General features: G+C 50.9%; 25 protein-coding genes. 16 read left to right on the top strand and 9 right to left on the bottom strand.

Annotated elements, in window-relative coordinates; all coding sequences use genetic code 11:
* The 10 genes from P5706_RS11140 (at window position 1) to P5706_RS11090 (ending at window position 12655) form a co-directional block, all read left to right on the top strand.
* Window positions 1-1899, top strand: a complete 1899-nt coding sequence (locus P5706_RS11140; RefSeq protein WP_285679278.1) for a site-specific integrase — start codon at window positions 1-3, stop codon at window positions 1897-1899.
* Window positions 1899-2459 carry a hypothetical protein gene (locus P5706_RS11135; protein ID WP_285679277.1) on the top strand — a complete coding sequence of 187 codons (561 nt, stop codon included), beginning with the start codon at window positions 1899-1901 and terminating at the stop codon, window positions 2457-2459. Before P5706_RS11140 ends, P5706_RS11135 begins: the two co-directional genes overlap by 1 nt.
* Before the next feature lie 631 nt (window positions 2460-3090).
* Entirely contained in the window at window positions 3091-4056 is a 966-nt protein-coding gene (locus P5706_RS11130) for an endonuclease (RefSeq protein WP_285679276.1), read from the top strand.
* A gap of 13 nt (window positions 4057-4069) precedes the next feature.
* Window positions 4070-4528 (top strand): thiol-disulfide oxidoreductase DCC family protein, encoded by a 459-nt coding sequence (locus P5706_RS11125; RefSeq protein WP_285679275.1) that lies wholly within the window; start codon window positions 4070-4072, stop codon window positions 4526-4528.
* A 513-nt stretch (window positions 4529-5041) separates the two neighbouring features.
* Window positions 5042-5644 carry a DUF262 domain-containing protein gene (locus P5706_RS11120; RefSeq protein ID WP_285679274.1) on the top strand — a complete coding sequence of 201 codons (603 nt, stop codon included), beginning with the start codon at window positions 5042-5044 and terminating at the stop codon, window positions 5642-5644.
* Between the two features lie 223 nt (window positions 5645-5867).
* Window positions 5868-6059: a hypothetical protein gene (locus tag P5706_RS11115; protein WP_285679273.1), complete on the top strand. Its 192-nt coding sequence runs from the start codon at window positions 5868-5870 to the stop codon at window positions 6057-6059.
* A gap of 307 nt (window positions 6060-6366) precedes the next feature.
* Window positions 6367-7293 (top strand): DUF6685 family protein, encoded by a 927-nt coding sequence (locus tag P5706_RS11110; protein ID WP_285679272.1) that lies wholly within the window; start codon window positions 6367-6369, stop codon window positions 7291-7293.
* Window positions 7294-7744: 451 nt separating this feature from the next.
* The gene (locus P5706_RS11105) at window positions 7745-8377 is read left to right on the top strand and encodes a hypothetical protein (protein ID WP_122556368.1); all 633 of its coding nucleotides are present in this window, start codon (window positions 7745-7747) and stop codon (window positions 8375-8377) included.
* Window positions 8378-9194: 817 nt separating this feature from the next.
* Window positions 9195-11291, top strand: a complete 2097-nt coding sequence (locus P5706_RS11095; protein ID WP_285679271.1) for a RecQ family ATP-dependent DNA helicase — start codon at window positions 9195-9197, stop codon at window positions 11289-11291.
* Window positions 11288-12655 carry a DNA-processing protein DprA gene (locus tag P5706_RS11090; RefSeq protein WP_285679270.1) on the top strand — a complete coding sequence of 456 codons (1368 nt, stop codon included), beginning with the start codon at window positions 11288-11290 and terminating at the stop codon, window positions 12653-12655. Before P5706_RS11095 ends, P5706_RS11090 begins: the two co-directional genes overlap by 4 nt.
* Window positions 12656-12933: 278 nt before the next feature.
* On the opposite strand, the gene P5706_RS11085 is transcribed toward P5706_RS11090, so the two are convergent.
* The 3 genes from P5706_RS11085 to P5706_RS11075 form a co-directional block, all read right to left on the bottom strand.
* A complete protein-coding gene (locus P5706_RS11085) occupies window positions 12934-13302 on the bottom strand; it encodes a histone-like nucleoid-structuring protein, MvaT/MvaU family (RefSeq protein WP_285679269.1) in 369 nt (122 codons plus the stop codon).
* Window positions 13303-13378: 76 nt separating this feature from the next.
* Window positions 13379-13780 (bottom strand): hypothetical protein, encoded by a 402-nt coding sequence (locus P5706_RS11080; protein ID WP_285679268.1) that lies wholly within the window; start codon window positions 13778-13780, stop codon window positions 13379-13381.
* A complete protein-coding gene (locus tag P5706_RS11075) occupies window positions 13773-14309 on the bottom strand; it encodes a 3'-5' exoribonuclease (RefSeq protein WP_003191391.1) in 537 nt (178 codons plus the stop codon). The genes P5706_RS11080 and P5706_RS11075 overlap by 8 nt, the downstream gene beginning before the upstream one ends.
* A 46-nt stretch (window positions 14310-14355) precedes the next feature.
* Between P5706_RS11075 and P5706_RS37185 the strand changes: the two genes are divergently transcribed.
* The 3 genes from P5706_RS37185 to P5706_RS11065 all read left to right on the top strand — a co-directional run bounded on the left by P5706_RS37185 (window position 14356) and on the right by P5706_RS11065 (window position 16719).
* Window positions 14356-14694 carry a DUF7693 family protein gene (locus P5706_RS37185; RefSeq protein ID WP_502945464.1) on the top strand — a complete coding sequence of 113 codons (339 nt, stop codon included), beginning with the start codon at window positions 14356-14358 and terminating at the stop codon, window positions 14692-14694.
* Between the two features lie 123 nt (window positions 14695-14817).
* Entirely contained in the window at window positions 14818-15528 is a 711-nt protein-coding gene (locus tag P5706_RS11070; RefSeq protein WP_285679267.1) for a hypothetical protein, read from the top strand.
* Window positions 15529-16239: 711 nt separating this feature from the next.
* The gene (locus P5706_RS11065) at window positions 16240-16719 is read left to right on the top strand and encodes a hypothetical protein (protein WP_059404013.1); all 480 of its coding nucleotides are present in this window, start codon (window positions 16240-16242) and stop codon (window positions 16717-16719) included.
* Between the two features lie 197 nt (window positions 16720-16916).
* Here P5706_RS11065 and P5706_RS11060 read toward each other — a convergent pair whose 3' ends face one another.
* From P5706_RS11060 to P5706_RS11045, 4 genes are all read right to left on the bottom strand, one after another.
* Complete coding sequence (locus P5706_RS11060; protein WP_285679266.1) at window positions 16917-17468, bottom strand: toll/interleukin-1 receptor domain-containing protein; 552 nt, start codon at window positions 17466-17468, stop codon at window positions 16917-16919.
* Window positions 17469-17491: 23 nt separating this feature from the next.
* Window positions 17492-18955, bottom strand: a complete 1464-nt coding sequence (locus P5706_RS11055) for an SIR2 family protein (RefSeq protein ID WP_285679265.1) — start codon at window positions 18953-18955, stop codon at window positions 17492-17494.
* 61 nt (window positions 18956-19016) lie between these two features.
* Entirely contained in the window at window positions 19017-19520 is a 504-nt protein-coding gene (locus tag P5706_RS11050) for a TIR domain-containing protein (RefSeq protein ID WP_285679264.1), read from the bottom strand.
* A gap of 30 nt (window positions 19521-19550) precedes the next feature.
* The gene (locus tag P5706_RS11045) at window positions 19551-20717 is read right to left on the bottom strand and encodes a restriction endonuclease (RefSeq protein WP_285679263.1); all 1167 of its coding nucleotides are present in this window, start codon (window positions 20715-20717) and stop codon (window positions 19551-19553) included.
* Between the two features lie 479 nt (window positions 20718-21196).
* Here P5706_RS11045 and P5706_RS11040 point away from each other — a divergent pair, with 479 nt between their 5' ends.
* Window positions 21197-22207 carry a hypothetical protein gene (locus P5706_RS11040; RefSeq protein ID WP_285679262.1) on the top strand — a complete coding sequence of 337 codons (1011 nt, stop codon included), beginning with the start codon at window positions 21197-21199 and terminating at the stop codon, window positions 22205-22207.
* A gap of 566 nt (window positions 22208-22773) precedes the next feature.
* On the opposite strand, the gene P5706_RS11035 is transcribed toward P5706_RS11040, so the two are convergent.
* Together P5706_RS11035 and P5706_RS11030 are read right to left on the bottom strand one after the other, a co-directional pair.
* Window positions 22774-24057 (bottom strand): HEPN/Toprim-associated domain-containing protein, encoded by a 1284-nt coding sequence (locus P5706_RS11035; protein WP_285679261.1) that lies wholly within the window; start codon window positions 24055-24057, stop codon window positions 22774-22776.
* 106 nt (window positions 24058-24163) lie between these two features.
* Entirely contained in the window at window positions 24164-24418 is a 255-nt protein-coding gene (locus P5706_RS11030; protein ID WP_285679260.1) for a hypothetical protein, read from the bottom strand.
* A gap of 432 nt (window positions 24419-24850) precedes the next feature.
* On the opposite strand from P5706_RS11030, the gene mauJ reads away from it, so the two are divergent.
* Window positions 24851-26176 carry a methylamine utilization protein MauJ gene (mauJ, locus tag P5706_RS11025; RefSeq protein ID WP_285679259.1) on the top strand — a complete coding sequence of 442 codons (1326 nt, stop codon included), beginning with the start codon at window positions 24851-24853 and terminating at the stop codon, window positions 26174-26176.
* A gap of 127 nt (window positions 26177-26303) precedes the next feature.
* Window positions 26304-26579 (top strand): SOS response-associated peptidase family protein, encoded by a 276-nt coding sequence (locus P5706_RS11020; RefSeq protein WP_285679258.1) that lies wholly within the window; start codon window positions 26304-26306, stop codon window positions 26577-26579.
* The last annotated feature ends 127 nt before the right edge of the window (window positions 26580-26706 follow it).

Raw genomic sequence — 26706 nt, 5'->3', positions numbered from 1 at the left:
ATGCAAAAATTTAAAAAAGTAAATAATTTCGGTGACCCAATCTTTCATATCCACAACCATTTTGATGATAAAATTGCAGCGCTCCCTTTTGAGTGGAATTGCAGCAAAAAAATAATCAAATATGGGCAAATGCTTTTCGTTAATAGCACATACGTGAATAACTTTGCGGATGACGAAAACCGAATCGTAGTTTCACGTTTTCCAACTGCCAAAAATGGTAAGGACTACATTCAAAAAATTTGTGAATACTGGCATTCTATTCATCCCGACATCGCTTTATGGGATTGGAGCAGGCAGGACATAATCGAGTTTGTAAGGATGCAGATGGTGAAGGAGGCAACTACGTCGCCTATAGCTCCACTATACGCTTCTCACGCGCTAAAAAATTACTGTATGTTTATAAACCAGAGCCGGAATCAACATACCCAAGGTACTCTACCTGACGGTTTTCAGTTCAACATTAACGACCAAACTCGACGGGACATTATGGAGCCGTTGCTGTTAGAGCGCGGACTAACATATGAAGAATGGCAGGATGGTGACTCGTACGGCATGATTCCACTACCTATCGCCTCTGTTTTGCTCGCCAATGCAATCGAATTACTTGAAAGCAAGGAAGCTGTCGCAGCTTATTCTTTTTTCTCCGTATGGCGTAGACATACTGTTCACCCGTCGAACTGCTTTTGGAAAAAGTCAGGTAGTAAGCTTGACCGGTTACAACGCTACTTTAGAGATAGGCATTCAGAAAATCTCCTACCTATAGATAAAGATTTTGGCGAAACCTTTCAAGAGGCAGGGCTGGGCGACCTTACTAAATTGCCATGGAAAAGTGTCGGCGGATTAAGTGAATTTTGCAAGAACCTGATGAAGGCGTCTCTAACAATTCTACTGCTACTAAGCGGCTTTAGAATATCAGAGATAGTGTCTTTACGATTTTGCGATTATGAAAAAAAACATGGCGAATGGGTTTATAAAGCAAGCATTTTTAAAACCCGCGAAGGTTTACGAGTACCGCGAGTTTTGCATGACTTAACCGCTTTAGCGGCTAAGTGCTTACAAGATATTAGCTATCTTGACCCCGAAAAATATAGCTTGAACTTTTTTCACCGAGGGTTCATGGAAGGTGCCGCCACAGCCGCACTTCAACTTGAGGAAAACATACAGCAATGGGCCTTAGGAACTTCGTCATTTAACCTCAAAACAGTTTCAAAGTGGCTCAACGATTTTTATCAAAATTTTACTTTGAACGATTTTCCAATCCTAAAGAAAGAATGTGAAAGAATTTCGCCCCATCAATGCCGCCACACTTGGGCTGCGTTCGCTCTTCGTCGAATGGACGGGAATGTTGAGGAGCGTATTCGCGAGCACTTCTTACATAGCTCCGGTTCTTCTATGACTAAAGCTTATACTAAACTCAAACTGAACGAGGCTATTAAAAACAGTTTAGAGGAAGATTATTCCCAAGAGGTAGTAATGCGCATTGCCAAGACCGTTTTGGGTGATCGCTTCACTGGGCCTGCCGCAAGAAGAATCATTAAGGCTGTTGGTAACATCTCAACGATAACCTGTGAAGAACTCGACACAAAAATTCAAGATATCTCCTCTAAAATTGAACGATTTTCGGCTACAGAGTGGGGCTTTTGCGTATTCTTTAAAGGCTCTGAGAAAACGGCTAAATGCTATGATCCTGTCAGCCGTCTTCCTGATATTGATGGCGGAAGTGGCCCAACCATTTGTCCGACATGTCCAAATGGTATGCATAACCCACTCCAAGAGAAAAACCTTATACGGGTGGGTATTCAACACCAACACATTTCCAATACTCATCCGATTAAGGCTATTGGAAAGCTGAGTGCCGACATTGTACAAAACATCAAAAAACGACTTGAAGGAAAGTAATGGACTTCTCATTAGCAACATTCTACAAACCTTTAGTCGACGAAACGCCGCCCGACTGGGCGAAATCCACTACAACCTTGAAATTATATAGAGAGGTTATCGTACAGCGAAACCAGATTCTGAAAGCAATTAACTTAGGGGTTGCCAGCTCTATCAAAGACAGGCGTCTTATAGCAAAAAAAATTGCAGAAGCCTGCGGATTTAGCCCAAGCATACTTTCTGCTAGGAGACAACCGGATATCTGCAAGCTAATCATTGAGCTAAATGAAGAGTTGGAACTTGCTGTTAATAGCATTGATGCCAACTCAAACAAAAGCGGTCGAATTCGAACAAAAAAGGAAATTGAGATTATATCAAAGTTTCAAAAGGACGAGTTATCTCGAATTACTAATTTGAAGCTAGCTGAGGCTATGACTGCGGCCATAAATAATTTATCCATTCAACGATCACGAAACCAGGCCAATACAATTATTAAGCTAAAAGTAAAGATAATGGAATTAGAGCAAATCATCGAAAGGCAAGCCATACAGCTCCAGACTACTTTCAAGCTAGTCGAATAATCGAGCGACCGTCCCACCATGGGGTGCCATCATGAATACGTTCCAGCCAGAATCGCAATTCCCCCCTTATATTGTCTAAACATTATTAGATAAGCCTCTAAGCGGCATGGACTTAGAGGATTTGAAAGCCATATAGCGGTACGCAACATCTCGGGTGAGCAAAAAAGAGTAACGTGCCAGACTAAAAATAATTACTCAAAGCTCCGGTCGCTCATTCAATTGCCTTTCATACGTACCTATCTCTGACAACCATGGACAATGTCGATGCCCCGTGGAGTGACACTACTCCTAAAATAACTGCTCAACCTCAAACGCCATTACTGGCCAGTGAACAAGCTTTGTATGTCGAGGTTGGGATTTGGCATGAATTTATCCAATACGCTTTTCAGTGGATGCCCGCCAAGGTTTTGCCGTGGTATCTTAAAATCACGGACATCACAACGACCCTGGCTTGTAGTTACCTAGAAATGCCTGGAGTCGTATGAGTGTCGACTTTAGATGTGCCTCCACTATCCCGCTAATATAAAATCGACAACTTAAAGCTCATGGATGGGCTTGCATGGACAACGGCAAGCATCATGGGAGAGCTTGGGTATACAATACTCAGCCCTGATTTCTAATTCGATCAATAATGAAAAATCTGTTTTACGTATTAGCCCTGTCCCTATCCACGATCAATCCTGCCCTTTCAAATCCCCCCGCCACATTTTCCGAAGCCAAAGTCATAGCCAAGCAGAAGGTTTATCTAGATCAGGCAAATAGCACTCAAGGCGACCTGTACTGCGGCTGCCAATGGACTTGGGTTGGGAAGTCTGGTGGCCGTATCGACGCTGCCTCCTGTGGGCTTCAAGCCCGCAAGCAAGAAACCCGAGCGCAGCGCACTGAGTGGGAACACATGGTTCCAGCATGGACTTTCGGTCATCAGCGACAATGCTGGCAGAGCGGTGGTCGCGAACACTGCGTCAGTGACGACCCTGTTTTTAAGGCAATGGAAGCCGATCTGTTCAACCTCTACCCTGCGGTTGGAGAGGTCAATGGCGACCGCAGTAATTTCAATTATGGAATGGCTACCCAGGTCGCACCACAGTATGGACAGTGCAAAACCAAAGTCGATTTCGAGCAGCGTGCGGCTGAACCACGAGACGAAGTGAAGGGTTTGGTAGCAAGGACAACCTTCTACATGTTCGACCGGTACAACCTTAATATGTCTCGCCAGCAGCAACAGCTTCTGATGGCATGGGACAAGCAATTTCCGGTTACGCCTTGGGAAAAGGAGCGAAATAACCGTATCACCGCGATCATGGGGCATCCCAATCCTTTCGTGACTAAAGAACGGAGTTGGACTCATGGCTATAAGCCGGTGGGTGACGGAGTGGTCATCGGCATTACGGCAAAGTCGGCGCAATCACCAAAAACAACAACCGCATCACGCTCTGAGTCAGCCGGGTACATCATTGGCAATAGTAAAAGCCACGTTTACCATCTACCTGAAGGTTGCCCAAGCTACGACAAGGTGTCCTCGAAGAACCAGGTAACCTTCGACTCAGAATCCGCTGCTAAATCTGCGGGCTACCGAAAGGCAGGGAACTGTAAATGAAACAGCAGACTAAATGACCACGAAAACCGAATCCCCTGCCCCGTTCCTACAATCGGGCGACACGGCAGTTCTCTTCGACGGCACATGCAAGCTCTGCAACGGGTGGGCGCGGTTCATCATCCATTATGACAAGGCTCACCGAATTCAGCTCGCTGCAGTTGAGTCGCCTGAGGGTCAAGAGCTTTTGAGGTGGGCCGAGCTGCCGCAGGACAAGTTCAACACCATTGTTCTCATCTCAAACAACAAGGTTTCCATACGTTCTGAGGCGATGTTCGAGATTTTAGGTCGCCTAAATGCCCCGTTACGCTGGCTCACAGCTGCACGCGTTGTACCAGCAGCCATGCGAGATTGGATGTACGACAAGATCGCGGTAAATCGCTATCGGTTGTTTGGTCAGTACGACTCCACCCACCTTCCAGCGGCAGATCACGATAAGCGCTTCTTGAAAGCAAACGTCGCAGTGGTTCACTAGACCTCAGATTCAGGCGTCAGGGTCGGTGATATATGATCGAACGCATGATCTTTTCGTTTTCCGCTTTACACATATCGCGAATGCCTTCTATTGCTGAAGGGGGCATTCGCGCCTCTGCAGCATCTGAAAAAAAAATCCTCCATCCAGCTCAAGTTTCGCCAAAACACACCGTTTTCAATTGTATGTACACGGTGAGAAACGAGCCTTGACCGAATCAAAGCCTGCATCCATTCAGATTCTGCGGGGAGCGATATCGTTTCCCGAGACGATCCTGGGCAACCGTCAGCGGAGAACCTGGGAACGACTGATTAGTTACATTGAGTCATCCGACTCACCTTCCGCATTCGATAAGGCAGCATCCCACGTCGAAGGCTATGTGCACGCGCTTGTCGATAGTGACCAGATCCACGTTTCTATCGAACGAGATCTGTTGATCATCGAAGCGGTCGACGCCTGGCGATGCACCCGTACTGAATCGAACACTTCGCCTTATCTGAACGCCCCAGGAAAACCATGACTTCCTTTTTTAAACGCTACGCCGACGGCGGAACATCAGACCGGCACATCCATATGCCGCAGCGTCTTCTGCCCACGACCGTCAGTCATTGTCCCATCGAGGTCTTAGTGGGCCACTGGGAAAAGTATCTCGTAGATCCCTCCTCCGCTCATGAGCATTGTCCATGGGCAGCGCGATTCGTTATGGGCATGCCAGTGCCAACCTGGTCGCGCGGGCTGGAATGGAACATCGGACAGAAGTCTCGCTTCATCTCAGCAGTATGGTCAGGTGGGGATCTGGGGAGCTACCTCACGAATGACTGGTACGAGCCAGAGATCGCTGGCAGGGCGTTGGCCGAAAACAGCGAGATTCTGGTTGATGGTCAGCAACGCCTGCACAGTCTTGAAGAGTATTTCCTAGACCGCCTTGCAGTCCCAGACGCGCAAGGACAGCCGAGGATTTGGTCTGAGCTTGGCAACGGCGAAAGGAGACGCTTTCTGTCGACGATCTTTACTCATGCGAGGGTGTCTTCTGAAGACGAGGTGGCATTGCGCAGGACATACGATCTTTCCGCGCTGGGCGTAGTGCCGCGGTCATTTGATCAACGAGCTGTACGGTAACCTTTGCATTTCCAGTAGTCGGGCGTACCCCTCCGGGGGAGGCTGTCGTAAACCGAGCCCCGCTACGCTGGGTCTCGGCCCTTCGGGTTTCCATCCTTACGCTCTTCGACCATCATGGTCTGCGCGCTCCGCTTGCAGAGCGATCCGACTCACCTTCTTGCTTGGACATTGGCTACCGCTCCCACATACTGCTGAGCATCCGATCAAAGATGAGGCCGGGCAAATGGGTTGGCTATTTTGGAAAGACAAGCGCCCCGAGTGGGTTCAGGTGGAAGAACGGGAATTCATCAAGGCTGCGAACCGCTTAAAGACGCTTCAGGTCACGCCTCGTGGTGGCATGAGGATTGACCCTGAAGAGATTCGAGACCAGATTTTTTCCGCCCGAGAGCTGTATAAAGGCTTGGTTAAGAAATAGCTTTCGCTAGGGATTAACCACGTTGCGGTGCAGATAAAGGCCTGCGATTCAGGTACAAAACGTCTACGACCTAAAGCCATACCACGGCAGGAGCAGCTAGGCGGACTTCCGAAAACTGGTCTGCCTTCCTCGCCTGCTTACACAGAGATTTGATCCTGTCGCCTAGACAAGCCTTTCGTGGTCTAGGTCGTAGCAACCTCATCCGGAATTTGCAGCTATGTTTCGGTTAGCCTTCCATATCGCAGTGCTGCACTCTGTGCTGAGACATCTCGTGCATCGCGCCGGGGTAGACATATAGGAAGCGCCAATGCTTAAGAAAGCGATCAAATTCCTCTGCGACTCTTTACTGGAAGACTTCGGCCAGCCGGCGACCCTGATAAACTTGCTTCGTGCAGACGTCGGCCTGAACAGGCACTTGGTCGAACATAAAAAGGGTATCAGCGCAAGCGAAGTGGTGCGCTGGAACGATTTTGGCGACTTGGGGTACGAAACCAGTCGGATGTACCGACGGAGGCTCAACGGATGGACACGCTCCCCTGGCTCGTATCAAAACTACGGCTCGACCAGCCTAGTCAGAGAGGATCTTCTAAGCTTGGGTACAGTTAGGGAGATCCAGCGCTGGAACTGTGACATTCAGCAGATCGACGGCTTTTCCGCGTCGAAGTCAGAGCTGCGCAGGTTCAAAAGCATGGACGCCATGGTTGAGCGCAACTCGCAGCCAATGATCACACCTGTTACCCAAGAAAAGCTTGAAGAGAATCTCCGATGGAACGAGATCCGGATCATCTCTAGAGAAGATCACGATTACTTCTCCACTTGGGAATGGGACGGACGAGTGTTCTTGATCAACAGTGGAGGCTCCCATCACTTCGCAGCGGCTAAGTACATCGCGAAACGCATCGGGGTCAACGTTCCACTCAAAGGTCGGTATAAGGTTTACGGAATTAATCAGCTCGCCTTGGCGAGCCTAAGACGCGATTTCGACATGTTTGTGTTCTCATGGCACTGCAAACAGCAAATGGACTTTCACAGAGCCATGCAGAGATTTGAGGCAACCTACTACTGGAAGGATCTCCCACGTCCATACACTGACCAGGCGGCGATTTTCCTGCCTAAAGCGGAGAAGCGCGCTGGGAAGGTATCTGAGGTACTGCGTGAGGCTGGATTTCAGGATTTAGGCCTTTATCTCCAGAAGCTGGCTGCTGCTACGGCTCAACATGTCTCGGTCGTCTAGCAGCCCTATGTGCATCTAAACGCCGCATTTCAGCCTGCCATTGAGTCAGAAATTCGTCCCAGTTATAGGCGTACGGGCCATCGAACAGACGCGTCGAGCCGGTGCTCGCTTGCAGAAAGCGCTCACGCCATGGCTGGGGAATACCTGCCTTGCGCACAATGCTGATACCGGAGCTGTGGCGCTCAATCAGAACTGCTTTGCGGGAAGCATCCAATCGTCGCCTGGATGATTCTGGTTGCCGAGCGCTTGGTCATGTCGGATAGCGGGAAGCCGCTGGATTGGTTTAGCTCTCTTCCGTCTGCCATGGATGGTTGGGGTGCAAGCCTCTGACACGCCGCTGGCTTGTATTGATGACCACCTATTTGATCCTTCCTGTGCCAGCGACTCGCTATCGCAAAATAAGTCTGACCAGTTATGCTGCGGTAGGAACCAGCCAGGGATCGGAGCTGCAATGGCCATGAACGATTATCCAAAGCGTGTCTGGGACAACATCATTCCGCTTTCTGTAGGCGATACCTTGCCAAAAGCCTTTGAGGAATGGTCTTTCACTGAGGTCATCCGCGATCATGAGCATCCTACTGAGACGTGCGAGCTATGTGATCAGGAGTCGCTCCGGTACCAATTTGAGATCCGGAATGCTCTTACGACGCAGACGCTTTGGGTAGGCTCGCAATGCATACTTAGATTCGGCGTATCGGTATTTGAAGCGGGTCAGCGCCTCTCTGCATCCGATACCAAGAAAAAGCTGGAGCGACTCACCGAAAAAATGCGGGGGGAGTCATGCGTGAAGGCCCTACAGCGCTTGGCGATATCGGAACAAAATCCAATTCTCTCTAAGGCACTGGCCTACTACCAGCTCAATAAAAACCTGTCACCGAAATTTGCGTTCGTGGTCTTCTGGAGGCTCAAGGCCAATCAAATCGATCACAGCCCTTCTTTCTTCAAGGTCAATCTGAAGCGCCTCAAATACCAGCAAGATCTTCAGGCGATGGAGCTACAGCGCGTGCAAATGATCTGGCCTGCGCTGTCATCCTCTCAAAGAAACATGGCAATCCGGATGGGGCATAAAGCACCTGCAGTGTAGTGAGTTGCCCACGGTGAGCCGCTCACTGCCTGCGCATAGCGCTGATCGCGAATATCGATGCCATGCAATCGGTGTTAGCTTTGACTTGATTATGGTCAGACAGGGGTACGGCGCTGCACACCCGAGGGTGACTCGACGAGTCATGGTAAGCGGCGACCTATCCCGCCAGACCCCTGAAGCATTTCCTCAACGAACTCATTCGAGCTCTCCAGTTCGCTCTAGATCTCGTCGAATACCGGCTAAAGTGCTGGATGGGTACCTGAAGCTCTCAGCTCGGAGATGAGCCGTAGGAATTCTTGCCCCTGGGCCATTGGCATCTGGATGTTGCAGTAGACAGTGTCTTTGGTATCGCGACTCACATGTCCTCCGTATTCCAAGTCGTACGTTAGCCGAATCGAGAGCAAAAGCGACACAACTGGCTGGGAGCACCCTACGGGACTGCTGTCCTGAACAAAGCCGCTTTCGCGTCTCTGCCCTGCGGGCTTCCATCCTTGCTTCTGTGGCTGCGCCGGCGCGCTCCGCTTACATTTAGATCGGTCATGTAGCTAGCGCAACCTCGGAGACAGAAATTTTTAGGGTGCTATGCCTCCGTGTCGAAGTCATCTGCACGCATCAGGCCGGCATCATTCAACATATCTAATGGTGCGCCGCATTTCCAATCAGTGGCGCCAAGAGGCAAAGCCATAGGCTGTTCCTAATGCCGGAATTTCGTAAACTGCGCTGCAAGACGTCATCCAAACCTCTTCGAGGGCTAACCCTCTCCCGTAGGAAATCTTGACCCGATTCTTGTGAAGGGTTGATCAAAAGGACTTAAGCTATGCAACGGAACGATGCAGAGAAACTACTGAAAGTCGCCATCAACAACGGAGCCGCTGCGTTTAGGGATGGGCAATGGGAGGCGATTGATGCTCTGGTCAACCATCGCAAGAAACTTTTGGTCGTTCAACGCACTGGTTGGGGCAAGAGCTCTGTTTACTTTATCAGCACGCGAATTCTGCGTGATCGAGGGCAAGGCCCAACCATAATCATATCGCCCCTACTAGCTCTGATGCGCAACCAGATCGACGCGGCTCGGCGGCTAGGGATCAACGCCGTGACCATAAACTCTACCAATACTCACGAATGGGAAAAGGCTCGCAAGGATGTGCAAGCCAACCGAGTAGATTGCTTATTAATCTCGCCAGAGCGGCTAGCAAATGACGGCTTCATGGAAACCTTTCTACAGCCTATAGCGGATCGCATCGGCTTGATGGTAATAGATGAGGCGCATTGCATTTCCGACTGGGGGCATGATTTCAGGCCCGATTATCGGCGTATCGTCAACATTCTGCGCTTCCTTCCCGCCAATACACCCGTTTTGGGAACAACTGCGACTGCGAATACCCGGGTGGTGAACGATATTCAGGCTCAGTTTGGAGATATAAACATCGTCCGTGGCCCTCTGACTCGAGAAAGTTTGGCGTTACAAAATTTGATCATGCCCGATCAAGCGAGCCGTTTGGCATGGTTAGCGCAGACCATTCCAACCTTACCCGGTACGGGCATCGTCTATGCGCTCACCCAGCGCGACAGTGAGCAAGTCGCCCGCTGGCTTCGTGCTAACGGAATCGACGCAGCGTCCTACCATAGTGATGTGGCCCACCCTGACTTTGGCAATAGCGATCAATATCGCCAGCACCTAGAAGATGAACTGCTGGCAAACAAGCTCAAGGTGCTTGTGGCGACCACCGCGTTAGGTATGGGCTATGACAAGCCCGACCTCGGCTTTGTAATTCACTATCAGGCGCCTAGCTCGATAGTTGCCTACTACCAGCAGGTAGGTAGGGCAGGACGTGCAATCGATTATTCACTGGGCTTGCTGATGTCCGGGGGGGAGGACGAGAAAATTCATGCTTTTTTCAGACGAGCAGCTTTTCCGCCCGCAGGACAGGTCAATCATTTGCTCGGTGTCCTGGCGAAATTCAATGGGCTGACGATTCGTGAGCTGGAAGAGCACAGCAACCTCTCCCATGGACAGATTGAGAAAATTCTCAAGCTCCTGAGCGTGGAAAGCCCAGCGCCACTCATCAAGCACCAAAGCAAATGGCTACGCACCCCAATCCATTACGAGCTGGATCAGAATCGTGTTAACAGGCTTACCGAGCTACGCGAGCATGAATGGCAGCAGGTTCTGGCATACTTGAATGAACCAAGGTGCCTTATGGCGTTCCTACGACATGCATTGGATGACGCGGAAAATGATGATTGCGGGAAATGCGTGCGCTGCCTAGAGAGGGAGTTGGTATCAAGTAAAGTAGACGGTAGATTGGTACATCAAGCCGCTACCTTTATTCGCCATGCCGAGCTTCCAATCAAGCCCAAGAAGCAAATCGCCAAGGGAGGCTTTGAGCATTACGGCTTCCCGACCAACCTCCCTCTCAACATACAGGCGGCTGAAGGTAGAGTCCTTTCACAATGGCGTGATGGAGGCTGGGGAGAATTAGCTGCCAACGGCAAGGAGCTTGGCCATTTTGACGATGCTCTGGTTTCAGCCATGGCAGAAATGATCCAATCGCGCTGGCAACCGAATCCTAAACCTACGTGGTTGTGCTGCGTGCCTTCTCTAGGGCATCCAACGTTAGTACCTGACTTTGCTCAGCGCTTGGCGAATGCATTGGGGGTTCCCTTCGTCAACTGTGTGATCAAGGTAAGGCAAAACGAGCCACAAAAGTGGCAAAACAATCGCTTCCACCAGTGTCGGAATCTAGATGGTGTGTTCGCCGTTAATGCATATATTCCTCCTGGCCCGGTGCTGCTGGTTGATGACATGATCGATTCAGGCTGGACAATGACTGTCATTGCCGCACTGCTCAAACAAGCGGGCAGCGAACACGTCTACCCGCTGGCAATCTCATCTACGGCAAGCAACGCATGATAAATACCAATACTCAGTCGATCCTCCTACTAACGTCTTATTTTTCAAAATCTGTAGGTGGTGCCAAACCGCTATCTCCGACGGAATGGGGACGATTTGCCCAATGGTTAAACGCGCAAGGGAAGACGCCTGCGGACTTAGTGACTGCTGAGCCACATGCTGTCCTTGAGGGCTGGCATGATGAAAAAATACCCTTGCTGCGTATCGAGCAGTTGCTCGAGCGAGGCCATGCGCTGGCCTTGGCTTTGGAGAAGTGGAGCCGGGCTGGATTGTGGGTGCTGACTCGATCAGATGCTGACTATCCTAAGGCGCTCAAGCATCACCTACGTAACAGCGCGCCACCGATACTCTTCGGCTGTGGAAATCCGCGACTGCTGAATCAACGTGGAATTGGTGTTGTCGGCGCACGTAAGGCGGATGATGCCGACCTTGCATACGCCACATCTTTAGGTAAGCGCATCGCGATGGCCGGCATGACCGTAGTCTCGGGTGGCGCTCGGGGCGTCGATGAAGCTGCGATGCAGGGCGGATTGAACGAAGAAGGAACTGTAATCGGCATTATGGCTGATAGCCTTTTGTCTGCAGCGCTAGCCAGCAAATGGCGGAATGGGTTGATGAGCAACAACCTGGTACTGGTTTCACCATTTTTTCCCGAGGCCGGATTCAACGCCGGCAATGCGATGGCTAGGAACAAATACATTTACTGCCTGAGTCAGGCTGCAGTGGTCGTTCGCTCCGAAACCAAAGGCGGAACCTGGAACGGAGCCATCGAAAACTTGAAAAAAGCTTGGGTGCCCCTGTGGGTTAAGCGAGATACGAACCCGGAATCCGGAAATTACGCGTTGGTAGCACAAGGTGCGCAATGGCTGGAATCAGCAGCGGAGCATGTGGATGTGCACACGCTGGGCGCCCAAGCGAAGCTAGGGTCTGACCCAGAGATGGTGCCGGAGCTAGCACCAACTGACCAAGATGCGTCTATCTCTGAAGAAGAGCCCGTCAGATCGGATCCTCCTCGAGAGGAGGCGCCACACCAACGCTCCCAAGATAATGGTAGGAGTAGTCAGAATGCTAATTCTGCTTCGACTCACGCTACAGCTATTGGCGACCTGAGTTTTTATCAATTTTTTCTAAGGAAGATGGCATTCCGGGATAGTCCAGCAACCGCTGAGGAGCTAAGCGAGCAATGGGATATCTCAAAGAAACAGCTGACTGAATGGCTCAAGCAATCAGTCGATGAAAGACACGTTCAAAAGCTGAAAAATCCTGTCCGGTTCCAGTCGTTGGATGTCGGAAAATTCGAGGGCAGCACAGGGAAGAACTTAGACCCTTCATCCGATGTGCAGATGGGGTTCAGGCTGGATTGATGGCTCATGACCGTATCGTTGGGCGAGTGATCCGATGAGCAGTCGGATTACTTCGAGTAGACATGATGACGTACCTTGAATCGCCACTGATCCACGGAGCACCTCGAGCCCAATCAGTAATGCATTTAGCATCCAACAAAACGGGCTTTAAGAAATTCCGAACAAGTCGTTTTGAGCTGTCCAGCCCCCTGTAAAACTAAGGGTTCCAGCGGGCTCTCCGAACGAAAAGTAGACTTGTCCGGAGGATTCCTAGAGAGCTCGATTTGTATTCAAAAGCTTTACTGGGCCAGCCAGCTCTCGACTGTGTCGGAACCATGTTCGGCTTTCCATTCCTTCAGGACTTTGTGATTACCGCCTTTCGTCTCCACGACTTCGCCCGAGTGAGGATTCTTGTAGACCTTGACTGCGCGAGCCTTGCGGGTGCTCTTAGTCTCAGCAGCCGCTGGAGCGCGGCGGCTATTGGGCTGAGGATCCAGGATGGCGATGATGTTGCGCAAGCTGTAACCATACTCACCTAGCAGGTCACGTAGTTTCGTTTCGAATTCAATTTCGCGCTTCAGACCATCATCGTTTTTCAGTGTTTCAAGCTCTGCCAATTGGGCAGCAAGCTGTTGTTCAAGCGCGCGGAATTCAGCGAGACGGGACATGTAACACCTCAGATATTTAGTGTTGCCAGTATAGTCAGCACTATCCAAAGTAGACAATCGAAGGGCCCTCAGACGCCTAACGCTGATGCTCACGCCTTGCAGACATGTGAGCATCCAAGTGCTTCATTTCAGCCTGCCATTGAGTCAGAAATTTGTCCCAGTCAAGGGCGTACGGGCCATCGACCAAGCGCGTCGAGCCGATGCTCGCTTGTAGAAAACGCTCACGCCACGGCTGTGAAATACTGGCCTCGTCAACGATGTTGATACCGGAACTGTGGCGCTCAATCAGGACTGCTTTGCGGACAGCATCAATATCGAGGTGTGGATGACTCTGGTTTAAGTCGACGCGCTCTTGGTCTTCAATGTCGTCAAGCACATTCAAAATAGCGACAGCTTGTGGGTCGCCCGGCACCAGGTGCGAAAGTGTCCAGAGGGCTTTGCGTCTAACAGACTCAAGCGTACGAAGATCATCAGCCATGTTCAGCGCCTCGATTGGAATCGGCAGTCAGTCGACGATAAAGGTCGGCTAAGAGGCGAGCATCCAGCAGCGCGTGATGTGGAAGTTCCGGGAGCGTCACGTTGCCGATATCATCCGCTTCGAGATGCCTGAATAGCAGGATCAGGTTAGTCGCGCGATTGGCAACGTTACCTGGCCAACGATGATCTACGTAGGCTAGTTGGCAGAAGAGATCCCAATCCCATTCTGGAGCATCGGAGCAAACCTCGAGGGGGCCTTCCAGATCACTCAGGAAAGCGAGCAGTGAGGATTGGGCTTCGACCAAGGTTTGCCCGTGCGCCGCTAGGTTGAGCTGAGGCAGCACGTTCAGGATCACGAAATCGCTGCAGTCCCCCACTAGATATGTATCTGTGAGCTCGACGTAAAACTCGTGCCCGGCTTCGGACACGAGCGCCAAGGAAATCAGCTTCGTATCTCGGTTCAGCTGTGTGAACTCACAGTCCAAAAATAGCTTCATCTGCTCCTCCCTGTGAGTACCTGGTTCATGCATGCCGGTGTATTTTTGATAGAACGATCAAAGCTGGCTGAATTCTTCTATGACTTTAACTGATTACCCTGACCAGTCTATGCCAGCACTCACGGCAAGGGAGGTTTGTCAGGTATTGCGCGAAGTCGCGTTTGGACGGCGCACGATGGTTAGAGCAAGCCCTCGGACGTGGGACAAGCTCTATACCGGGATGTTCATGGTCGACATCGACGGATGGAGCATTACGATTTTCAACGACTGTGATGAGCTCGATTACTGCGAAGCGTGCGTGACCCCGGATGGACGGCGCTGGTCGTTCGACTCGGGAGATCGATACGGGACTGACCCTATAGCCCTGCTTAGCACGTGGGAGCATCAGACGCTTGAGAACCTGCTGAAGCCGCTTTAAAAACCATATTCAATAGTGGGCGCCTTGATGGCTCGGCTACAGTGAACCATGCCATGTCCTCAGTCGATGCGCTTTCATAATCGCGCCTTCAGCCTGCCTGCCTCATGTTCAGAGAGAGAAGTCATGACTTGTATTTTGGTTGCTCATCTAGGTGATGAGGTCATCATCGCCGCCGATAAGCGTGTCACCCAAATCACCCAGGACGGCGTGAAAATCCCTTGCGGTGACAACGAGGAAAAGATCGTTAGGACTAAAGTTGGCGTCATCACCGGGGCGGGCTCATTGGCGATGCTAGATCCAGTTAAATCGTTTGTTCGAGACAACGGTTTCAACAGCCCTGATCATGTCTTGGACTTGATCCTGCGTACCCGCGACTCGTTCTCAGAATTCCATGCCGAAAGCCCTCGCCTTCATGCAGACCTAGCCGAGACCTCATGGATGTTCACATATCCGACTGTGGTAAATGATCAGGCGATTACTCGGTTCGTTTACTTCAACCAGCATCACAGCGCCGAATCCTTATGCGCGCTAACCGAGGGAAAAGTGATGTGCTTCCCTGGCGGTTTTTCTTTGGAGCAGGCGCAGGAGTTGCAAGCCGAACTGCAGAGTGTGGTGACTGCAGCACTCGATTCTTATCCTACTGATAAGGTGAGACAGTTGGTGGCCTCGTACATGCTTACGTTGATTAGTGAAGTTTCCGCCATCAGCGAAACAGTCTCGAGCACCTGTGACATCGCTCTTGTAAAAGGTAACGAGGTGATGATTGCGATGTCCTCCAGGGCCGGCGATCAGGCGCTTACTTTCGCTCCGATGGCCCTCACAGTGCATGATTAAACTAAAACGTGACGCTCCTTGCAGGCCCGCGTCTTGAACCAAGCTATTCGCCGTCTGACGCGTTCCGCCCAAGGGCTGCCTGCTCACCTTACTCATGCGGAGGGTTACCAAGCTCCAAGCCAGCAACAATGTAACCTCCACCCTCAACAGTCTGACGTCGAGTCAGGAGCAAAGATTCACTCCAGCGGCATCTGATACTGCAGCGGCTTGTGAACGAGTGCGCCTCATGCCAGAAGTAGCGTCGTAGGCTGCCTTGCAGTAATGCCTATGCGCCACTATTGTGGTTTCCACATGACCTCTAAAGAGGCTTGCCTTCGGCACTCAGCGCCCAGGTATTAGCCGCATGCAGAGGTTGTTGCCACGTCGGAGCCAAAGGTTTCGCACCTAATGTACCTGGGGTAAATCCAGCTTTGCATGGCTGGAATGCCCCTTTTAAGAGACAGAGATTTGACGTCCTCGAATGGTAGAGATGAGTTCAAGCGTGAGGTGATTCGCACCCTCCAAGAACGAGCCGGAAACAGATGCTCCGCGCCTGACTGCAGAAAGTTAACAACTGGCCCCAATTTCAATCCTGAAAAGGCAACTCGGATCGGCGTCGGCGCTCACATTACAGCCGCTGCTTATGGCGGCCCTCGGTTTGATGAGTCAATGACACCGGACGAGCGAAGCTCAATAAGAAATGGTATTTGGCTGTGTCAAAATTGTGCCCGAATGATTGATGTAGACCCCAAGCGGTATTCAGTACATCGGTTGCTCAGTTGGAAGCATGACGCAGAGCAGGAAGCCAACGATGAAGTTGAAGGCCGACCAAGGCAATTGCCAGCCGATGATGAAGAGCAGGAGGATGGCTGGATTTGCCCATTTTGTAAGTCATTCGTCGGGCTGGAAAACCATGTCTGTCTTGGCTGTAGGGCGGAAGTAATTCGCGGCTCTACTGCGAAAGAGAGAGATAACGCCATGAAGGTGGGCTTGTTAGTCGGTGCGTTGATCGCCTTTGGAGTTTTTGGGCTGATGCCTCAATGGTTGAATTCAACATTTGGATGGCAGGTGCCTGCGACCTTCGGTCTGGGGCTGGTCGCATTGGGTATAGGTGGAGGTCTCGCATTACTCAGCGGCTTGGGATGTATTCTCTTCGATGAGCGGCTGCACCGACGCCGTCCGCCACGCTTCTTCCGTCCGACGCTCACCTAATGGATGTGTGCGTAGTTGTGCTTTTCCGCTCAGCCTCGCGTTGTGAGGCTTTGTGGCTTCGCACGACTCTAGGGGCTCCAATGTCTGAGGTCGCTAGTGCGCAACGTGCGGCTATTTGATTTTGATCTTCTGCGCGTTTATCGCCAGCACTCATCCAGGCACAATCTACTTGGGCACACCATGCCAACGAGGTTCGGTCAGTACCCCGCTAGCCAGTCTTTCAATGGGACAGCCGTATTTGCTTTTGTATCGAGCACCATCCAAAGCTCTTGCGGATGTCCTTGCAATAAGCCCCACACGACTCTTTGATACAGGCCCAGGTACTCCCAGCTGACCCAGCTATCATCATATGCAGAATCCGAGGCTGGAAATATTGCAATTTTTGAGAGCCCCTTCGCTCCATCAGCGATGCCTAACTCCCAAGGCACCCACCGGCTCTCCTTGCTGTTTTTAGTAGTAAGGAGCACGAATCTTTTCGTCTGCGCAATGCGTTGTTTGAGTAAAGCTGCTGTTTCCTCGGATGTGTAAGGTGGCATTTCGGGGTCGATTTCATCAATGTACACAGAAGCCCCATGATTCTGAAGTACCTGAATCGCGCCAGGTAGAACTTCCTTATCTTTACTGGAGTGCGATAGAAACGTACTCATAGATGCCGTGGCTGCTAAAGATTTGAATACGTTATCGCGAGTAGCTTGAGAGCTGTTAGCGGAGATATTTCTTAGCTCCGCCGTTGTGACATTACGAGCCATACTTCTTTCCTGAGATAATGATATCAACCAACACGGGCGACCCTATCAATGATCTGAAATACTAAATTGACCAAGGATGTCCGGCCTTCTGCGGTAGCTAAAGCATTAATAGCTGCCAGAGCTTTTAGCTCCTTATCGGTAGGTCGCATCGGTGAGCTCCCCTTGTAGGAAAGTGCTGAACCTTGAAGCTGGTTACATATTTTTTCGGCAGCCCCGCCTGTAGCACCAATAGGCAGAACGAAAACGCCAGCGGCCTTTGCAAACTCGAACTCCCGTTCAACTCCCTCCGCAGGTATGGGGAGGCCATTAGCTAACTTTGCACCACCAATGAAAATCGCAATACCCGCCTGGCGGGCTAACTCCTGACGAAGGGCAGCCCACTCCTTATCCTTGGGAACTCCTCCCTTAAGTGGCTGAGGAAACGGTCTAGCGATCAGTCGGCGATCTAAATCCCAACCTCCACCGTTGCGCAGAGCAGCAAGAAAGCCAGACAGAGAAGCAGAGCCGACCAATAAGCCAGCACCCGTGACCAGATATCTATTGGTCTCACCTACCTTGCGGCCAACTTCTTCGGCCAAGGCATAAATATTCGCCGGTTCAGTGCCCCCGTGTTCAAGTGGCCAGCTACCGCTTACCCAAATCCTGCGCGCGGCTACCCGCCTTTCGATCTGCCGAAGGAGAGCGGGCACCTCGTCATAGTTATCAATCTCTACTGCAAGCAGACCATAGCGCTTCAGGTCTTTAGTCCAAAGATTATGCTGAGCGAGTCTGGCTGAGAACTCATCCTTAGTTTTGAAATCTGATCTTTTCGGCGCTCTGACGATGGCAAAGTGTTCTGGGGGCGACTCAGTGAAACTTTCTCTGATCAGCGAAAGCACATGTCTAACATTTGGGTCAGTGAAACTGATGCCGATGAACAGCATCGACATGCTGGTCAGATGTGCTTGGAATAGCGGGAGGTATTGGCCACGCCGGGATCGGAAAAGCTCGTAGTCATCTGTGGATATCACAATGTCGTCGAGACGATCCACCGAACCGTGCATTTTGTAGAGCAATGCCGCGCCAGGGGTGGTTCTCAGAGCAAGATCTTTTGGGGCGGAAATAGAGTTGAGCGGGCGGCTAATGGCCGCAAATGCGCGCTCCACGAGCCGATCATAGTTAGTCGTCCAAATATGCCTGACAGGCAGTCGGGCGAGGATATCCAAAGTTTCAGGAATAGGCTTGTCTGGGCCAATCTCTTTTCTGATGACATTGCGAACACGAGTGGCACCACCGCTCTCCTGGATGCTCCACTGAGCAAGAGCGGCGAGGTCGTGTACATTTCTTGAATTGATTTCCAGCTCATCGGCGATGTCACTCAGTAGGCCCGACCACGAAGGGTAGCCTGCAGCCATGGAGACACCAGCGCCTATAAATACAGCTCCGAGCCCATCATTCAAAGCGTCAGGATACTCGGTGAGAAAACGATTCATGGCCACTTTGGTCATATCGGGCTCTTATATGTGCAATTGGCAAGCTAAACCACCCATACGGACGAGTAGTGAGGTTTTAAGGTTTGTAATTTTTACGAATAGTGATGGCGTCCTCGATCCAGCTTTCGATATTGGCCTGGATGGAAGCATAAACCTCTTTACTATCGTTCCCCGCTGGAGTCATCAGCTTCGCATAGCCGGATAGCCTCACCGTGCCATTTTTTAGCGTGACGGAATCGAAGGGGTTAGAGCCAGCGACGGAGGTATTCTGATGGTTATCTAAAAGACGGTTGATCCGAATGGCGACAACGCCTTTTCCTGCGTTCCACCCCTTAATGACCTCCTCCAATACCCAAGGCCGGGTAGCGGTTTCTGAGCCCACGAGGACAACTACACATGATTTTCCGACCAGGCTATCGTCGATCCATTTCCTAATCGCCGCGTCACCCTTTTTTTTGACCTCCTCCCATTCATTGGCGGCATAGAGCTTTTGCCCTTCCAAAGCGCCGATATTGCGTACCTGCTGAGTACGCCAGAAGTCGTTAGCGAAGTGGAAACTGAAGAACACATTTCGAGCCATGGATAATTCCTTCTAGACTTATGGAAAAGGTTAGGCGCTTTCTTCCTCGGCCTGGAAGGCCTCAATGAGTTTCTGGTTGTAATCATCCAGATAACTCTGAAGCCCATCCCGGTCGATCAGCCGCACGCCCGCCGTGCCGGCCAATTCTTTTGCAGACTTTGTGTAATAGGAATTCGTGACTACCATAGCCTCGTCGCACCCGTAGAACGCTTTAGCAGAGATGGCTTGCTGCACCGCCGCGTTTCCTACAGAGCCAGAGTAGTTCTTAGCCTGGATGACCATGTTTTTACCGAATCGCGTAACGAAAAGGTCGGCGCCTTGATCAGCCGTCTTCTTGGTCTCTTTGACGTCATAGCCAATGGTCTGGAAGATCTCAACCAAGAAGGCTTCAAACTGAAACCCATCCATGGCATCCACCAGGTACATAGTGATGAACTGATTCGGATTAAAATGCTCTAGCTGAGATCCCAGCCGCTCGACGAGAATATCGAAATAAATCTCTTCGCAGAGGCTCAGGCCATTCCGAAAAACCGGTAGCGGGAGGAGTGGCACACCAGATGTCGAAACCGCTTGGGGGTTGAATTGCACATTGGGGAAAGCTACGTCATTTTCCCACAGGTAGTAATAGAACAAGGCCAAGTCAGACCTGAAGGTCGTTCCTGCCTCTTCAATCCAAGAACGTAAGGTGTCGGCAAGGTCAGTTCGAATGTGTCGCGTCAACTCTCTGGAGAACCCCAGATAGGCAGAGTTGAAGGCGGTGGTCTGTAACAGCTTGTCCAGAAGAGATGGAAGCCCTTCAAGCTCGTCAAAGCCTTTGCGAATCAAGACTTCCCTGAACAATTCCCTCTCGCTGTACACACCATCCAACCGTGGGCCGGGTACGCCTGCGTCATCGCTGCTACCTGCGCGCTCACGGGTGGTGTGAATGAAGTTCGTGAAGTACGGCTGCTTTAGCTCCGAATATTTTCTCAATACGTTGTTGAGAAGATCGTTGAGCTGGGCTTGCTCCTTCTTCTTCCCGAAAAAGTCTTGAATCAAGCCTTTGGATCTGTATTGAAAGTCGGGGTAAAAGGAAGGATCCAGTGGCGTAAGGTGGCGCAGCGTGAGCTCTGATGATGGCGACACCTGAGAGCCCATGCACCATGGGCATGCTGTCTCGAAGGTAGTCCTATTGCATCCATTGCATTGGTAAATCATCGCGTCGATTCCTTTCCTGAGTCATCGCGCGGTCTCGCGCTTTATCGTGCAAGCGAAAATAGCTCACTGCCATCACTCAGTCCATCAGCCTATCTTCATTGCAACGCGCTCGAGTCAGGATTAGAAGTATTCCGCCCATTCAATGCCCTCCTTCAGCTACTCGATGGCTCTGCTAGCTCCGCCTACAGCAAGCCCGCCTCGCTTAAGGGTAGCTATTCCTTTCCTAGTGCCGTGCTCTGCCGAACCACCGACCATATGGCGACAAGCGACTATCTCCGTTTGACAGCTATGGAGAGTGGGGATATTTTCTCTACCCACATGGCTGACCCCATGTCCATAGGCCACCTGTGGGAATCAAACAGTCGTAAAAGCAGAACTGATGTAAAGCAATGCAAATGAAGCGCTTTTCCAATTTGGCAAAGGGACTTTGTTTAGTGGCCTGACACTGTCCAAAACCCAAAATTTTGGAGAATGTGCTTATGAACACGAAATCAAAAAGCCTGCAAGAATTCACCCTCACAATCCTGGGTAAAGAACGGACACCGATTCAGCAGAAAGTCTTTGACAGCAATGACTTTATCCTGCCCGGCACACGGGTTGGCTTTGACAACCATGAGCCAAAAACCCGCAAAGACAAGATGAACGCCTGGGCACGAGCCCCTCTGAGTGAGCATGACATCGAGATCTCAAATCTCATGCATCTGCGCAACCCATTCGATCATCTCGTCAAGGCGATTGATACCTCTAAGCTCACACTTTCGATTCCCTACAAGGGCATCAAGGTCAAGGTAAAAGACCTTCGCGAGGCTGCTCTCAAGGCTGCACCGGAGGGTACGAAGATCGGTGTGGCCTTCGTTACCTACGCCAAAGAGCAATACGGTCACTCCTATTCTGATCTGGTCAGCGATGCCCGTAAAACGGTTATCGCCCGGTTCAAGGCCGCGTTTTCGGAGAACCTTAGTCAGTATCCGATGAGCGATGAGTACCACAAGGACAAGGATATTTTCCTGCACCTTCCTGTGTGGACGCCTGAAGCCACCCTGAAGGAATACAAGTCACTCGCAAAAAAAGGTCACGTGTACTCTCAGTACCTGGCAGGCCTTTTCCTAGCTTCGGACGCTGGTGGCTACAAGGTTGAGTGTGTTGAGTACCTGCTTATGGCGTATGAAAACAAGCAACCCGAAGCTATACGCGTGCTCGCTGAGTTTTTGCATTTCAAGAAAGACTACTACGGTGCTGCGCAGTGTGCGCTTCTGTCTATCGACGGCGGCGATGACTACTCGACGGAAATTTTCCGCGATGTGCTCGGCGATGCCACTTACAGGATGATGCAGACGAGTCATGGTATGGTGCCGCTTAGCCACGTGATCATTGAGACCCTTCGAGCACACGGGTTCGACTCAATCCTGGGGGAGCACTTCAGCGAGTTCAACCCTGACCCACAACCGCAAATTCGTATTCCTGGTTTTCTCAAAGGGGGTCGGTCATGAGCGGCGTTCAGATGTGGGATAGCAACGGATCCGACGAAGAGCTGGAAGATTTCGAGTGCCTCGATTGCGGGTGCATCACGTCAGAGGCTGATTTCGAGTCAGTCGACGATGAGCTGAACCGGCAAAGCCCGCGCTGCCCTAGTTGTCAGAGCGCGCACCGGATCTCCCGTGAAGAATGCGAATGTGGCGAGCCGGCAAAGCATGAGGTTGAGTCAGGGTTCATTTGCGACGATTGCCATGAGCACTATGTCAGCGGGTACATACGAGACTAATACTTAGTGGTGTGGGGCGTGCATACTTGCTTGCACGCTCCCATTTACAGATGATACTTCGAGCATTCGACTTTCAAGCTCACTTGTCGATAAGCGTACGATTGATGGGAAATAATGTAGATCGGTCGACCACTGAAATCGAAAAGGTACACGGCCCGAAAAAGCTGACCTGGAAACGCAACGAAACTATCGGATTGCCCATCGGCCCAGGATCATCCAGCTTAGCGATTGAAATCATTCCTGCTGCTGTTAACAGAGAGCCGACCCAGCAAATGCGTCTCAGTTAAAGCTTCTTCAGCCATACTCTTGCGCTGAAATCTTTCCAATCGCAAAGCATTCTTGAATCAAAGCATCGAGAAGTGCGCTGAGCTTAGACGTGTCGTAGTCGCCGTTCAAAATGGACTTGTCGGTCTGCTTAAAAAAGTCTCTAGCATAGCTCTCTTTATGCTCAAGAGCTCCATGATATGCATTCAAGTCTTTTTTGTAAGTCGTCCACACTACCTTAGCCTGAGGATAACCACTTATTGTCAAATCCAAATAACACTCAATTGCAGCTGCTCTCTTATTAATATCAGCCATCGACTCCCCGCCTGGCCCCTTCGTTAAGAATGACTCGAAGGCCTTAAGCTCTGGCAACAGCATTACTCGCATATTTGCCAACAACGGCATTCTTGTTATCTTCAAATATGCTTCATAGCCCTCAGCGTCATTATCGAAAACAAAAATAACATTATTTTGGATATCAATCTTTATTAGACCATCAGCAAACTTCACCAAGCCTCCAGTCCCCGGAAATGGATGGCTTTCGCTAACATCGATAAATCTAAAAAAATCCTCAATCTCAGGCTTTAGCAGATGTAGGGCATGTTTTATTATATGAACATCAGAACTGCCTTCAGTGGCGATTAGGAACGCATGCTTTCGGCCAGCTCCTGGTTGAAAATCAGCTTCTTCAGCATAACCTTCCTCGACAACTGGCCCCCAATTCCAAAGGATTTCTGAATCCAAATTTTCCTCACACTCCGCACACACTCGCAATACTGCATAAGGATGAAGAAAGCCAACAAGAGCGCCAAATAGACTCGTCTCGGAATAAGCCAGATTATTGATATTAACGGGCACTTTTGAGGTTCTGGGGTCGTTAACGAATTGTTCTGTCATCACGAATTTAGAATCGTACGATCCGTCGAGAGCTTTAAGAGGATGACTTTTTACAAATTCGCAAAACTCGTCAAAGCTCAAGAAACTGCCAATGAGCTCTGCTTCCTCGGCCTCAAGAATTCTATACAGAGTATCTTCCCACTCCGAAACATAGGAGTCGTATTGTTCTCGCACCGCTTCCAGTGTGAATCCTAGAAGCTCTAGTCTAGGGAATACGTCTTTAAGCAAGGCACACATCGATCTCTCCATGGAAGCAACGAACTCCGAAGGAAGGTCTGGATAGCTGTAATCCAGCTGGTCGCAAGTGACTCGCTTCTGGTGGTGACTTTGAAATAGCTGCCCATGATCATTACCTGGGCCATTTTTGCTCCAATCGATGCACACGCCTCCCATTTTCAATGTAACTTCCGTGCCCATCTTCTATATTTCTCCTCAAATCCATCAATTCTTAATCGTCAACGGCATCTGACCCACCGCACAACGGCGCGTGATTGACATTAGGATCCTCGCTTGCAAAACACGCTCACGCCATGCTGTTGAATACTGCCTCGCGCACAATGCTGATTCCGGAACTGTAGCGCTCAATCTGGATTGCTTTGCGGGCAGCTTCGATGTCGAGGCCTGGATGACTCCAGTTCGAGTCGATGCGCTCCCGGTCTCCGATGTCGTCTAGAACATCCAGAATCGTGGCAGCCTTCAAATCGCCTGGCATCAGGTGCGACATTGCCCAGAGCGCTTCTCGCCTGACAGACTCGCGTGTACGCAGGTCATCAGCCATCTTTCGCGCCTCGATGTGAATCAGCCGTAAGTCGTTTATAAAGGTCACCTACATGCTTACGTTGATTAGCGAAGTTTCGGCCATCAGTGAAACGGTCTCGAGCACATGTGACATCGCTCTCGTAGATGGTAACGAGGTAATGGTTGTGATGTCAGCCTGGACGGGCGATCTGGCGCTTACTTCCGCTCCGATGGCCATCAAGTGGCCGGTTAACCCGGAAAAAGGGCACGCCTTACGAGCCTGCAGTGTGAAACAAGTCGCTCGCACTCGAACGCGTCTTGGCTAAGAGACTCCCATCTTCCGATGGGCCGACATGATCCAATTTTCTGTAGGTGCCGGTCTTACATGGGTAGGCTTCCGGTCACGCTTGCATCGGCAAGCAATGTAAACTGAGGTTGAACCCTATAACCGCCAAACCCCAGGAGCTTCACAATGCTGGCGACCGATGATCCATTCGAGCGAGCAGAGCAATATCAGGCCCAGCGAGGTGAATGGGTGGTTGGCGGGCTGGAAACCCAGGTTTTCTGGCCGAATAGGGCTCAGCTGATAAACTTTGAGGCGCTAGAGTTTCTGCTGCAGCCAGCTATATCTGAAGGGCAGCATCGGAGCCTCCCTGCAATCGCGCTTCGAGTTAATGGTCAAGGCATGACTGTCAATGAAGGGCGAGCTGCAGTGATGCGCCTGGCCACTGCAATTGCCTGGCGTGAGGGTGCGAAAGTAGAGATCGTCATGTGGGGTGGTGGTAGCCATCCACATCGAGCAGGCATGCTTCGCAACAATGCTTTTACCGAGTTTTTTTCTGACGAGAACCTCCACTCCCCTCAAAGCGATGAAGCCCGTAAAGCAATGGCCTACTATCGCGAAGGGCTGTCACTCAGCAATCCCTTCTACTCGTTTCTCGGATTCTACAAAGCGTTTGCCCGCTCTTTACCTGTTGGCCGAGAAAGAGGGCCGTGGATCCAGCAAGCCCTCCTGGTATTAACGGACAGAGACTCAATTGCCCGTCGTGATGAGTTGCAGGCTCTTGGCACCGACATTTCCGACTACCTAGCAACACAAGGCCGCCATGCTATCGCCCATGCCGAACGCGACGATATCGTAGATCCTGATGACCCGGATGATCACCAGCGAATTCACATGGACAAGCCACTGATGAGACATCTTGCTGAGCTCGCTATGGAAGAGCGTCTTGGGGTGCCAGCACGATGCGCATATGAACGGGAGCACCTGTATGAGCTCGAAGGATTTCGTACTCTGTTTGACCAGGAGCAGTTGGACAGCCTGAAGCGGGGTGAGCTCGCTCCGAACCGGCCATGCGAAATTCCTGATGAGTTTTACGTACTCGCACGCAAAGGAAAGTCATGCGCTCCCCTTGGAAATATGCGCCTTGTATCCGCTGGTATGGATGACGGGAAGGTAGGTGTTCGTCTGGAGTCGGCCAACGGTCGAGTGGCGTTTATTTTCTGGATGGATTTCAGAAACGAGCGTCTCCTAATAGATCCTCTAGCGGGCTGTGGCTTACTAAATGAGCGGCGTGATAGCAGAAGTGACATCCAGTCGGAACTCTTCCTTCAGGAGTTTAAATTCGCCTTGTACTGTAACGCGTCGGTGGAAATCTGGTCTTCAAACCTTCAACAGCGCTTGGGTAAATCAGAGCCTTTCATACTAGAGAATGCCATGCCAGATTTGGCTGACCACCGGCGGATCATAGACGAGCTCAAAGCCACCCTGGAGAGAATGCACCCTGAAGAGGGCTAACGTTCCGTGGAGGCGGCGAAGCTAAGTGCCTACACCGACCCGCTGTGTGAAATGGTCATAGGTTGGGCTTCTAACGCCAGTGGTCATCTCCGAATTGGATAGAAAGACGCCTGTATATGTTTCAACAATGTCGCTGAAAATCTTGATCACAGCTTGTCTCGTGACAACAAGACCTTTGCCTACCCATGATCGCAAACCTTTGTTACTGAGCCCTGAACTCGCCAAAGAGTGGATCAATCCTGAAACCTCATCGGAGCGTGCGGCGGAAATCGCAGTGGGGGGTTGCAGGCCAACAGAGAATTTTCATTGGTACAAGGATGTGGGCAATGTTCGCAACCAGGGGCCAATGCTGATCATGCCCTCTGAGGCAGCACCAGATGATGAAGATTACTGCAGGCAATAAATCTGACCGGAGGCACGGCTCTCACCCCGGAAAGGTAAACCAAGGCCCCTCCTCATTCGCCGACGAGCTTGACATGAATTGGCATAAGAGGCCGGAATATCGCCTAATGCTCTTTAATAGCAATACC

It is taken from the genome of Pseudomonas sp. ChxA, assembly GCF_030263855.1.
Classification (GTDB): Bacteria; Pseudomonadota; Gammaproteobacteria; order Pseudomonadales; family Pseudomonadaceae; genus Aquipseudomonas; species Aquipseudomonas fluorescens_CB.
The sequence above is the reverse complement of the archived record's forward strand: the minus strand, read 5'-3'. Positions and strand labels throughout refer to the sequence as shown.